Consider the following 12,283-nt stretch of genomic DNA (forward strand, 5'->3'; position numbering starts at 1 on the left):
CGCCGAGGACGAGAAGCCCGCCAAGGCGGAGGCTGCCGCGAAGCCCGCGACGGACGAGCCTGCCGCGAAGGACGAGCCTGCCGAGGACAAGCCCGCCGCGAAGGAGAAGGCTCCCGCGAAGGCCGAGCCCGCCGAGGACGAGAAGCCTGCCGCGAAGGACAAGGCTCCCGCTAAGGCCGAGCCTGCCGCTGAGGACAAGCCCGCTGCCAAGGCCGAGTCCGCCGCGAAGGACAAGGCTCCCGCTAAGGACAAGGCCCCCTCCGCGAAGGACAAGGCCGCCAAGGCGGAGGCTGCTGCGAAGCCCGCCGAGGACGAGGAGCCTGCCGCGAAGGCCGAGCCTGCCGCCAAGGACGACAAGGCCCCCGCGAAGGCCAAGTCCGCCGCGAAGGCCGAGCCTGCCGCTGAGGAAAAGGCCCCCGCCAAGGACGACGAGGCCCCCGTGAAGGACAAGGCCCCCGCGAAGGCCGAGCCCGCTGCGAAGGGCAAGGGGACCGACGCCGTGCCCGCCGCGCTGGCCCCCGCGTACTCCGCCGCGTCCGCCGCCCTGGAGGCGCGCGGTCTCGCGAAGGCGCAGGCACGCGTGTACCTGGTGCTCGACCGGTCCGCGTCGATGCGCCCGTTCTACAAGGACGGCTCCGCCCAGGCGCTCGGCGAGCAGGCCCTCGCGCTGGCCGCCCACCTCGCCCCCGAGGGCGCGGAGAAGGCCGCCCTCCCCGTCGTCTTCTTCTCCACCGAGATCGACGGCACCGGCGAGCTGACCCTCGCCGAGTTCGAGAACAAGGTCGACGACCTGCACGCGGAGCTCGGCCGGATGGGCCGCACCAGCTACCACGCCGCCGTCGAAGAGGTCCTCCGCCTCCACGACGCCTCGGCGGACCCGAAGGCCCCCGCCCTGGTCGTCTTCCAGACGGACGGCGCGCCCGATGCCAAGACCCCGGCCACCCAGGCGTTCACCGACGCCGCCGCCTCGCACCCGGCCGTGTTCTTCTCCCTCGTCGCGTTCGGCGAGCACGACAACAAGGCGTTCGACTACGCGCGGAAGCTGAAGACCGGCAACACCGCGTTCTTCCACGCCGGCCCGACCCCGCTGGAGCTCACCGACCGCGAGCTCTACGACGGCGTCCTCGCCGACTGGGAGCCCGCCTCCAAGTAGGTCCGCGCAGGTCCGCCGCCGGGCCCGCCGCCCGGACGCCCGGCCCGCAAGATCAACGGTGCCGCCCCCTCCCACTGGGCAAAACGGGAGGCGGGCGGCACCCCCACGTCGGCTACGATTCCAAGGTTCGAAGACATTGCGACCTGGGAGCAGCCCCGTGGCTCGACACCTCATCACCAGCGCCCTTCCGTACATCAACGGGATCAAGCACCTGGGCAACATGGTGGGGTCCATGCTCCCGGCCGACGTGTACTCCCGGTACCTGCGCCAGCGCGGTCACGACGTCCTGTACATCTGCGCCACCGACGAGCACGGCACGCCCGCCGAGCTCGCCGCGAAGGAGCGGGGCCTGCCGGTCGCCGAGTTCTGCGCGCAGGCGCACGACGCGCAGAAGGCGATCTACGACGGCTTCGCCCTCGCCTTCGACCACTTCGGCCGCAGCTCCTCGCGGGAGAACGTCGAGATCACCCAGCACTTCGCCCGGAAGCTGAACGAGAACGGCTTCATCGAGGAGCGGGCGATCCGCCAGGTCTACTCCCCGACGGACGGCCGGTTCCTTCCGGACCGCTACGTCGAGGGCACCTGCCCGCACTGCGGCTACGACAAGGCCCGCGGCGACCAGTGCGAGAACTGCACCCGCGTCCTCGACCCGACCGACCTGATCAACCCGCGTTCGGCGATCTCCGGCTCCACCGAGCTGGAGGTCCGCGAGACCAAGCACCTGTTCCTGCTGCAGTCCAAGCTCCAGCACGAGGTCGAGCGGTGGGTGTCGGCCCACGAGGAGCAGTGGCCGCACCTGTCCTCCTCCATCGCCCGCAAGTGGCTGACCGAGGGCCTGCACGACCGCGCGATCACCCGTGACCTCGACTGGGGCGTCCCGGTGCCGGCCGACACCTGGCCGGAGCTGGCCGCCGAGGGCAAGGTCTTCTACGTCTGGTTCGACGCCCCGATCGAGTACCTGGGCTCCACCAAGGAGTGGGCGGACGTGGACCCGGCCGCCCGGGACTGGAAGTCCTGGTGGTACGAGGCCGACGAGAGCGTCCGCTACACGCAGTTCATGGCGAAGGACAACGTCCCCTTCCACACGGTGATGTTCCCGGCCACCCAGCTGGGTGTGCGCGAGCCGTGGAAGAAGGTCGACGTCGTCAAGGCGTTCAACTGGCTGACGTACTACGGCGGCAAGTTCTCCACCTCGCAGAAGCGCGGCGTCTTCACCGACCAGGCGCTGGAGATCCTGCCGGCCGACTACTGGCGCTACTTCCTGATCGCCAACGCCCCGGAGTCCGACGACTCGTCGTTCACCTGGGAGCACTTCACGGCGACGGTGAACAAGGACCTGGCCGACACCCTCGGCAACTTCGTCAACCGGGTGCTGTCCTTCTCGAAGAAGCGCTTCGGCGAGGAGGTCCCGGCCGGCGGCGAGGCGGGCGAGGCCGAGGCGAAGCTGGGCGAGCAGATCGCCGCGCTGCTGGCCGAGTACGAGACCCAGATGGAGGCCCTGCAGTTCCGCAAGGCCGCGGCCGCGCTGCGCGCGCTGTGGTCGGCGGGCAACTCCTACCTGGAGGAGAAGGCCCCCTGGCTGGAGATCAAGACGGACAAGGACGGCGCCGCGCTGACCCTGCGCACGGCGATGAACCTGATCCACCTGTACGCGATCGTCTCCGAGCCGTTCATCCCGGCCAGTTCGGCGGCGATGCGCCAGGCGTTCCAGCTCGACGGTGACACGGCCACGTGGGTGTCGGCCGAGGAGGCGCGCGCGCTGGCGTTCCTGCCGGTGGGCACGCCGTTCACCGTCCCGCCGGTGCTCTTCGCCAAGCTGACCGAGGACGACCTCGAGGCTTACAAGGAGCGCTTCGGCGGCGAGTGACCCGGGGCCGGCCTCCGGGCCTCCGGGCCGCCCGACCTCCGGGCCTTCCGTGACGGGTCTCCGGCTCGTCACGGGTCGCCCACAGGTCGCCGACGGGCGGTCCCGTTGTCGTACCCGCGTGCGAGGATCACTGTCGGTAGCGGACGACCGACCGCTGCCGCAGTGATCGTCACCGACCGTGGGGGGAACCATGGCTCTGTTCGGCAACGCGCACCCGATCGACCCGGCGCAGGCGCAGCAGGAGTACGCCCGCCTGATGGGCCAGGGCGAGCAGGTGCGGGCCGCCTACCTGCTGATCCGCGACACCATCATGCTCACGGACCGTCGTCTGATCCTGGTGGACAAGCAGGGCATCACCGGCAAGAAGACCGAGTACCACTCGATCCCGTACCGCTCCATCACGCACTTCGCGGTGGAGACGGCCGGCACCTTCGATCTGGACGCGGAGCTGAAGATCTGGGTGTCCGGCTCCTCGATGCCGATCCAGAAGACCTTCACCAAGGGCGTCGACATCTACGAGGTCCAGGCGATCCTCACCCAGTACGTCGCCGGCTGAGCCGCCGCGCGGGGGCGCCGCCGGGAGGCGCGCGCCGGGGTGCGGAATCCGCGCATCTGGGGCGTTGCGGCCGCCCGGCTTCGCAACGGGGGGTGTTGGGCCTTAGGTTGCCGCTCATGGCAATTCCCCAGGTCATCCCGATCGCCCATGAGCCGGACGGCCGTACGGCCACCATCGGCCGCTACGCCGACGGCCAGTTCCTGGCGTCGGTGACGTACGCGTACCCCGTGGGGTACCGCCCCGACGACGAGTGGGAGCGGCAGCGACGGCTCTACGCCGTCCTGCACACCTTCGACGCGGACGGCGTCCACCGGGACACCGACGTCTGGTTCGGCGGCACCTGGGCCGACCAGCAGCGCGACCCGGCGGTCCTCGGCCAGGCCGAGGCCCACCTGACCAAGCTGCTGGAGACCCTGCCGGCCCGTTCCTACGGCGACATCGCCGTCCGCCCCTTCCGTCGCACCGTCGACGGCGTCCTCTTCGGCCTCCTCGTCGAGTCCGAGGACGAGGGCGACGAGTGGACCGAACTCCACCCGGACCGCCTCGGCTTCGGCCCCCCGTGGAACGGCACGTACGAGGCCTGACACCTCGCCGGCCGTCACCTCCGCGCCATCCGCACTCCCTGATCGTGTGAGTCCCGGGCGAACCGAACCCTCCCCGGGGTCACCGCTCCTACGTTCGGCCGTATGACCGATGACCGAATCGATGGAGCGCACAACGGAAGGAGTGCCCATGGCGACCGCGCTGCGTACGCTGAAAACGTCACCTACCCCCGAGGAGGCGGACGTGAGCTTCGCCGACGACCACACCGGTGCGCTGAACCAGGAGGAGTTCGAGCAACTGGCTCGCATGGCCGATCGGGTCAACGAGGCGGTTCGGCTGGAGTTCCTCGGGGGGCGCGTTGTGGAGAAGCCGATGCCCGACGGTGATCACAGCACCATCATCGAGTGGCTGAGCCGTCTGTGCATGCAGTCACGATCGGACTGGTGGCTCTACTCGGATCAGGGCCTTCGCGTCGACGGGTACCGCCACGGCAATGCTCGCCCCGACGGTTCTTTGGCGCCGACAGGCACTTTCGCGGGCCAAGGCGAGTGGGCGAGCCCTGACGGCGTGCTGATGGCAGTGGAAGTGACCTCTCGCGACTCCGACACCAACGCCCGCGACCGCGTCGAGAAGCCTCGGGCGTACGCAGGGGCCGGCATTCCCGTCTTCCTCCTCGTCGACCGTGCATCCTGCGAGGTGAAGGTCTCTTCCGAACCGGAGGGCGGCCGGTACACGCGGCAGGTCGTCGTGCCCTACGGCAAGACCGTGACCCTCCCCGACCCCGTCGGCATCGAGCTGGACACCGAGCCGCTCAAGGACTGGACGCGCTGACGCCGGTGGTCCCGTTGCCCTGGTCAGCGGGGTGCGGCGCTACCGGGACCCGTCGGGCCGGGCTCCGGTCCGGATGGCTGTCCCCCTGTACTACCCACTGTGCTGAAAACACCCCACCAAGCCCCACCCCTCCCTCCCGTCGGGCGCGACTCACTCCCGCGAGTGAATATGCCCGGGAGGGCTGGATTTGGACCCGGTTGCCTGCCTTACGCTCAGCGACACAACCGCAGACATGTGACGGCCCCCGCCGGGACTGGCATCCCAGTGCGAGGGCCTGACCACCGAGGAAGAAAGCCGCTTCCCGATGGATACCGAAAACCCTAGCGCGCCCTCGCGTGCCCGGTCCCGCAACCGCGGCACAAACCACCCCGCCGGGCGGTCGTTCGCGGGCGTCGTCCACGAGCACGTCCGCCACACCACGAACTTCACGGTGATCGGCAACGACCTCGCCCAGCACCAGGAGCTGTCGCTGCTGGCGATCGGGCTGGCCTGCTACATCCAGTCCGTGCGCTCCGGCACCGCGGTCGACATCAAGACCCTCGCCGCCCGCTTCCCCGAGGGCACCGCCAGGATCGCCGCCGCCCTGCGCGAGCTCGAGGCCCACGGCTACCTGCGCCGCACCCGCGAGCGGACGTCCACCGGCCGGGTCGTCACCCGCACGGTCTCCTGCAACAGGCCTGGTCACAGCGCCGCCCGGGAGACGGCTCCCCGACGGCCCGCCCGGCGCGCCGCCGCCACCCCGGACGAGCCCGCGCCACGCAAGCGCCTGCCCGCCGTCCCCCAGCCCGCGTTCCCCGCTGCCGCGCTCCTGCAGGCGGCCGTCGACGTCCTGGCCGGCCTGCGCCGCCACGACCCGCGCCTCCTTCTGTCGGCCACCGACGCCGAACACCTCGCGCCGGGCGTCGCCGCGTGGCTGGAGCGCGACGTCCCGCCCAGCGCCGTACGCCGCGCGCTGACCGAGAACCTGCCCGAGCAGCCCCTGGTCCGCCCGGCCGCCCTCCTCGCCCACCGCCTGACCTCCCAGCTGCCGCCCCTGCCGCCCTACCGGCCCGCAGACGCCCCGGCACCCGACCCGAAGCACCCGATCCACACCTGCGAGACCTGCGACCGCGCCTTCCGCGCCCCGGCCCCCGGCCGCTGCCGCGACTGCCGCACCGACCACGGCGAGGCTCCCCAGTAACTGGTCGCGGCCCGCAGGTGAGTCCCGGATGTGCCGCTGGGGCAGCGAATTCAGGACTCATCTGCCCTGTACAACCACCCCTGCCACGCCGGAGGGCCCCGTCCTGCCGCGTGGAGGCGGCGGGACGGGGCCCTCGGGACAGCGGTGAGGCGTGAGGCCCTGCGTGGGGCCCCGCGGGACTACTTCGGCTGCGGCTTGCGCACCGAGATGTGCAGCTCGCGCAGGCGGGCCTCGTCCAGCTCGGTCGGCGCGCCCATCATCAGGTCCTGGGCGTTGCCGTTGAGCGGGAAGGCGATGGTCTCGCGGATGTTGGGCTCGTCGGCCAGCAGCATCACGATGCGGTCCACGCCCGGGGCGATGCCACCGTGCGGCGGGGCGCCGAAGCGCAGGGCGCGCAGCATGCCGGCGAACTCGCGCTCGACCGTCTCGGCGTCGTAGCCGGCGATCTCGAAGGCCTTCAGCATGATCTCCGGCTCGTGGTTCCGGATCGCGCCGGAGGACAGCTCCACGCCGTTGCAGACGATGTCGTACTGCCAGGCCAGGATGTCCAGCGGGTCCTGCTTCTCCAGCGCGTCCATGCCGCCCTGCGGCATCGAGAACGGGTTGTGCGAGAAGTCGATCTTCCCGGTCTCCTCGTCCTTCTCGTACATCGGGAAGTCGACGATCCAGCAGAACCGGAAGACGCCCTCCTCGAAGTGGCCGGCCCGCTTGGCGGCCTCGACGCGGACCGCGCCCATGATCTTGGAGACCTCGTCGAACTCGCCGGCGCCGAAGAAGACGGCGTGGCCGGCGGCCAGGCCGAGGCGCTTGGTCAGCTCGGCGACGTTCTCCTCGGTGAGGAACTTGGCGATCGGGCCGGTCAGCGAGCCGTCCTCGGCGACGCGGACCCAGGCCAGACCCTGCGCGCCGAGGTCGACGGCGAACTGGCCGAGCTGGTCGAAGAACTTGCGCGGCTGGGCGGCGACGTCCGGCACCGGCAGGGCACGGACGTGCTTGCCGGCGAAGGCCTTGAAGTCGGAGCCCTCGAAGACGTCGGTGATGTCGACCAGCTCGAGCTTGGCGCGCAGGTCCGGCTTGTCGGAGCCGTACTTCAGCATCGACTCGCGGAACGGGATCCGCGGGAAGGGCGAGGTGACCTCGCGGCCGTTGCCGAACTCGGTGAAGAGCTCGGTCATCAGCTTCTCGATCGGCTGGAAGACGTCCTCCTGCTCGACGAAGCTCATCTCGACGTCGAGCTGGTAGAACTCGCCCGGCGAACGGTCGGCGCGGGCGTCCTCGTCGCGGAAGCAGGGCGCGATCTGGAAGTAGCGGTCGAAGCCGGAGATCATCAGCAGCTGCTTGAACTGCTGGGGCGCCTGCGGCAGCGCGTAGAAGCGGCCCGCGTTCAGGCGGGAGGGCACGACGAAGTCGCGGGCGCCCTCGGGCGAGGTGGCGGTGAGGATCGGCGTCGCCATCTCGTTGAAGCCGAGCGCGGTCATCTTGTGCCGAATGGCGGAGATGACGGCCGTGCGCAGCATGATGTTGCGGTGCATCCGCTCACGGCGCAGGTCGAGGAAGCGGTACTCCAGACGGCGCTCCTCGTTCACCCCGTCCTCGGCGTTGATGGTGAACGGCAGCGGGGCGGCCGCGCCGAGCAGCTCGACCTCGGCCACCTCGACCTCGACCTCACCGGTCGGCAGGTCGCTGTTCACGTTCTCCGCGCCGCGGGAGACGACCTTGCCGTCCACCCGGACGGTCGACTCCTTGGACATCTTGTCCAGGGCCTCGTACGCGGCGGTGCCGGGACGGGCGACCAGCTGGGTGATGCCGTAGTGGTCGCGCAGATCGATGAAGAGGATGCCGCCCAGGTCGCGCCGATTGTGCAGCCAGCCGCTCAGCCGGACGTCGGTGCCGACGTCAGAGGCGCGGAGCTCGCCGCAGGTGTGGGACCTGTACCGATGCATCGTCGTTCATCCAGTCTTCGTGGAAGCGGGGTCTCCCGGCATGACTCGGCCGGGCCCTCCCAGGGTACCGGTCGTGCTGTCGCCCCTTCCCCTTGGTTTCCGCGCCTCGCGGGGGTCCCGGGGGCCCGGGCATACGGAACATCTGCGTCCGCTTCGGATGGCAGGCTCGGTCACCGTCTTCCTACAGTGGTGCAATGCGCCACGACGATCCCCTGTCGGCCGAGAAGGTCCCGGAGGTCCTGTCGATCCTTTCGATCGGCCTCTGGCAGTGGGACACGGCCGACGACCGGATCACCGCCGACGCCGAGGCCGCCCGTCAGCTGGAGCTGCCCGCCGAGCCGGTGGTGCTGCGCGAGTCCCAGATCCGCGCCCGGGTCCACCCCGAGGACTGGAACGAGATGCTGGCCGTCGTCCAGCTGGCACTCGCGGAGAACACGCTGGCCGAGGCTCGGATCCGGGTGATGGACGGCGGCAGCCGGGTGCTGCGGACCCTGCGCTCGCGCTGCCACCCCACCTACAACGCGCAGCGCGACTCCTACGAGGTCGTCGGCATCATCCAGGAGGTCAGCGACCCCGCCCAGGGCGCCGCCTCGCAGGGCCCCGTGATCGGCGACTGGCGGCGCAACCGGGAGGCGTTCCTGCTGGACGCGGGCCGGGCGCTGGCCGAGGCGGGCTCCACCAACGAGGTGCTGCGCGTCGCCGCGGGCCTGGCCATGCCGGGGTTCTCCCCCGACGGCCTGGCCGTCTTCGGCGTCGAGGGCAACCGGCTGACGGTGGTCGGGCACCACGGACAGCCCCAGCAGGACGCGTTCCCGTTCACCCAGATGTCGGTGGACACCGACTACCCCGCCGCGGAGGTCATCCGCACCGGCCGGCCGGTCTACATCCGCTCGCCCGAGGAGTACCGCTCGCGCTACCCCAGCGGCTGGCTGCTGGCCGCACACTTCGGGCGCAAGTCCTGGGCCTTCCTGCCGCTGGTGGTGGGGGGCCGGACCATGGGCGCCTGGATGGCGGGCTTCGCCCATCCGGTGAAGTTCACGCCCGACGAACGCTCGGTCCTCACCACGGTGGCCCGGATGCTGGCCCAGGCGCTCTCCCGGGCCGGCACCGCCGAGACGGAACGCGAACTGAGCCAAGGGCTCCAGGCCTCGATGATGCCGCGGCTCGGCCCGAAGATCCCGGGCATGGAGATCGCCGGCCGCTACGTGCCCACCGGCGGCGGGCTGCAGGTGGGCGGAGACTGGTTCGACATGATCCCGCTGCCCGGCAGCACCGCGGCCCCCGGCCCCGGCGGCCGGTTCGCCCTGGTCATCGGCGACGTCCAGGGCCACGACGTGCAGGCCGCCGGCCTGATGGGGCAGCTGCGCATCGCGCTGCGCGCCTACGCCTCCGAGGGACACCCGCCGGACGCGGTGCTCTCCCGCGCCTCCCGGTTCCTGCAGGGCATCAACGACTCCGAGGACCCCGACGACACCCGGTTCGCCACCTGCCTGTACGTGGAGGTGGACCCGGACAGCGGCGCGCTCACCATCGCCCGGGCCGGGCACCTGGACCCGGCGATCCGGCTCACCGACGGCACCGTGCTGCTGCGGTCGACGGCGGGCGGACTCCCGCTGGGCGTCCATCCCGACCCGGACTACCCGATCACCGAGTTCACCCTGGAGCCCGGCGAGACGCTGCTGCTGTGCACCGACGGGCTCGCCGAGACCGGCGGCCACGACCTGCTCACCGGCTGGCTGCGGGTCCGCGACATCCTGGAGGCCGCCGACGACGGCGGTGACATGGAGGAACTCGCCGACATCCTGGTGGACGCGGTGCTGGGCCCGTCGTCGCACTCGACCGCCGGCCCGCTGCCCGACCGGCGCGAGGACGACATCGCCCTGCTGCTGCTCCACCGGCTCACCCCGGAGCGCCTGGCGCGCCACGGCGACGAGGAACCGCTGCCGAAGCGCAAGGTGGTGGCGACGGTGGCCCAGGACCAGCCGGAGCGGATCGCCAACGCGCGGGCCGACCTGCGGCAGCTGATGCACGACTGGGCCGAGCAGGACCACGTCGACTCGGCGGTGCTGCTCACCTCCGAGATGCTGGCCAACGTCCTGATGCACACCGATGCCGACGCCACCCTGATCGCCGAGATCACCGGCACCGGCGCCCTCCGGCGGCTGCGCGTCGAGGTCACCGACTCCGACGACGCGCTGCCGCACAAACGCGACCCGGGGGAGATGGCCTCCTCCGGCCGGGGCCTGGTGCTCATCGAGCAGCTGGCCCAGGCCTGGGGCGTCGACCCGCGCGGGGACGGCAAGACCATCTGGTTCGAGCTGGAGGAGCCGGAGGAGGAAGAAGGGGAGGGCGAGGGGGGCGGCGACGGCTGACGGCCGGGTCAGCCCTGCGGGCCGGCCGGGGTCATCCCGTGGGCGGCCGGGATCCGCCCGAAGCGGCCCTTCTGGAAGTCCTCGAAGGCCTGCGTCAGCTCGTCACGGGTGTTCATGACGAACGGGCCGTACTGCTGCATCGGCTCGCGGATCGGCTGTCCGCCGAGCAGGACGATCTCCAGGTCGGGGGTGTTCCCGTCCTGCCGCTCGTCCGCCCGGAAGGTCAGCGAGGTGCCCTTGCCGTAGACGGCCGCCTGGCCGGTGTGGACCGGGCGCCGCTCCGTGCCCACCGAGCCTCGGCCGGCCAGCACGTAGGCGAGGGCGTTGAAGTCCTCCCGCCAGGGCAGCGTGATCTCGGCGCCCGGGGCGACGGTCGCGTGGATCATCGTGATGGGCGTGTGGGTGATGCCCGGGCCCTGGTGGCCGTCCAGCTCACCCGCGATCACGCGGATCAGCGCGCCGCCGTCGGGGGAGGTCAGCAGCTTGACCGTGCCGCCGCGGATGTCCTGGTAGCGCGGGGCCATCATCTTGTCCTTGGCCGGCAGGTTCACCCACAGCTGCAGGCCGTGGAAGAGACCGCCGGACATCACCAGCTGCTCCGGCGGCGCCTCGATGTGCAGCAGGCCGCTGCCGGCCGTCATCCACTGGGTGTCGCCGTTGGTGATGGAGCCGCCGCCGCCGTGGCTGTCCTGGTGGTCGAAGGCGCCGTCGATGATGTACGTGACGGTCTCGAAGCCGCGGTGCGGGTGCCAGGGGGTGCCCTTCGGCTCGCCCGGCGCGTACTCCACCTCACCCATCTGGTCCATCAGGATGAACGGGTCCAAGTGCCGGTGGGCGATGCCCGCGAACGCGCGGCGCACCGGGAAGCCCTCACCCTCGAAACCGCTGGGCGCGGTGGTGACGGTCAGCACGGGACGGGCGGTGGCCTCGGCGGGCGCGGTGACGCGGGGCAGGGCCAGGGTGTTCTCGACGGTCACGGCGGGCATGGCGGTGTACCTCCTGTGCGGCGGCAACCTGGGCGGCTGCATCCTCGAGGAAGAGATTAGTTGATTGTTGAACTTTCCGCTAGTTGAGAGTTCAACTTTCTCGGGGTGCGCGTAAGGCCCGGAGGGAGGTCCTCCGGGCCTGTGACTCCACGGCGGGGCGCGGCGGGGCGCCGGCGCTCAGGTGTACATGCTTCAGGTGTACATGCGCCGCATGGCGTAGTCGACCATCTGCTCCACGGTCTGGGCGTCGAAGACCATGCGGTGCTCGCCCTCCATGTCCAGCACGAAGCCGTACCCCGAGGGCAGCAGGTCCAGCACCTCCGAGCCGGTGATGACGAAGTACTTGGACTCCTTGCCCGCGTACCGCCGCAGCTCCTTGAGCGAGGTGAACATCGGGATCACCGGCTGCTGCGTGTTGTGCAGCGCCAGGAAGCCCGGGTTGTCGCCGCGTGGGCAGTAGACCTTGGACGTGGCGAAGACCTGGTGGAAGTCCTCCGCCGTCATCGTGCCGGTGGTGAAGGCGCGCACCGCCTCCGCGAGCGAGGGGGGTGCGGCCGTCGAGGGCTCGGGATAGAGCGGCTGCTGCGGCTGACCGTAACCGCCGCTCATGCCGCCCATCGGCTGCTGCTGGTGCTGCTGCGGCGGCGGGGCGTACTGCTGCTGGGCGCCGGCGTTCGGGTCGTAGCCGTACATGCCGCAAAGACTAGTCAACGACGCGTCCTTGAAGCGACGGGTTGGCGGAGCGGGCCTCTCCGCTCCCCGGACCGGCCGGGGTGGTCGGCGTGACGGGGGTGGCGGGTGTGACCGGTGTGACCGGGGTGACCGCTGTGACGGAGGTGACGGTGGAGGCCG

General features: G+C 71.0%; 10 protein-coding genes. 7 read left to right on the forward strand and 3 right to left on the reverse strand.

What is annotated here, in order from left to right; genetic code table 11:
- From ACOV8S_RS26195 to ACOV8S_RS26220, 6 genes are all read left to right on the forward strand, one after another.
- The coding region (locus tag ACOV8S_RS26195; RefSeq protein ID WP_448320729.1) for a VWA domain-containing protein at nt 1-1,153 on the forward strand (1,153 nt) is incomplete at its 5' end.
- Between the two features lie 157 nt (nt 1,154-1,310).
- Entirely contained in the window at nt 1,311-3,020 is a 1,710-nt protein-coding gene (metG, locus tag ACOV8S_RS26200; RefSeq protein WP_448320731.1) for a methionine--tRNA ligase, read from the forward strand.
- A 190-nt stretch (nt 3,021-3,210) separates the two neighbouring features.
- Nucleotides 3,211-3,576, forward strand: coding sequence for a PH domain-containing protein (locus ACOV8S_RS26205; RefSeq protein ID WP_108956571.1), 366 nt, complete (start codon nt 3,211-3,213; stop codon nt 3,574-3,576).
- 116 nt (nt 3,577-3,692) lie between these two features.
- Nucleotides 3,693-4,160 (forward strand): hypothetical protein, encoded by a 468-nt coding sequence (locus ACOV8S_RS26210; RefSeq protein WP_448320733.1) that lies wholly within the window; start codon nt 3,693-3,695, stop codon nt 4,158-4,160.
- Between the two features lie 148 nt (nt 4,161-4,308).
- Nucleotides 4,309-4,950 (forward strand): Uma2 family endonuclease, encoded by a 642-nt coding sequence (locus tag ACOV8S_RS26215; protein ID WP_448320735.1) that lies wholly within the window; start codon nt 4,309-4,311, stop codon nt 4,948-4,950.
- A 304-nt stretch (nt 4,951-5,254) separates the two neighbouring features.
- Nucleotides 5,255-6,130: a helix-turn-helix domain-containing protein gene (locus ACOV8S_RS26220; RefSeq protein WP_448320736.1), complete on the forward strand. Its 876-nt coding sequence runs from the start codon at nt 5,255-5,257 to the stop codon at nt 6,128-6,130.
- 179 nt (nt 6,131-6,309) lie between these two features.
- Here the strand turns inward: ACOV8S_RS26220 and aspS are convergent, their stop codons facing one another.
- Nucleotides 6,310-8,073 (reverse strand): aspartate--tRNA ligase, encoded by a 1,764-nt coding sequence (aspS, locus tag ACOV8S_RS26225; RefSeq protein WP_351114952.1) that lies wholly within the window; start codon nt 8,071-8,073, stop codon nt 6,310-6,312.
- 194 nt (nt 8,074-8,267) lie between these two features.
- Between aspS and ACOV8S_RS26230 the strand changes: the two genes are divergently transcribed.
- Nucleotides 8,268-10,445: a SpoIIE family protein phosphatase gene (locus tag ACOV8S_RS26230; protein ID WP_448320737.1), complete on the forward strand. Its 2,178-nt coding sequence runs from the start codon at nt 8,268-8,270 to the stop codon at nt 10,443-10,445.
- Between the two features lie 8 nt (nt 10,446-10,453).
- Here the strand turns inward: ACOV8S_RS26230 and ACOV8S_RS26235 are convergent, their stop codons facing one another.
- Both ACOV8S_RS26235 and ACOV8S_RS26240 read right to left on the reverse strand, forming a co-directional pair.
- Nucleotides 10,454-11,431: a pirin family protein gene (locus ACOV8S_RS26235; RefSeq protein WP_351114950.1), complete on the reverse strand. Its 978-nt coding sequence runs from the start codon at nt 11,429-11,431 to the stop codon at nt 10,454-10,456.
- A 192-nt stretch (nt 11,432-11,623) separates the two neighbouring features.
- Nucleotides 11,624-12,124, reverse strand: coding sequence for an SseB family protein (locus ACOV8S_RS26240; RefSeq protein WP_351115047.1), 501 nt, complete (start codon nt 12,122-12,124; stop codon nt 11,624-11,626).
- Nucleotides 12,125-12,283: the final 159 nt, after the last annotated feature.

Source organism: Streptomyces sp. CO7, assembly GCF_053474865.1.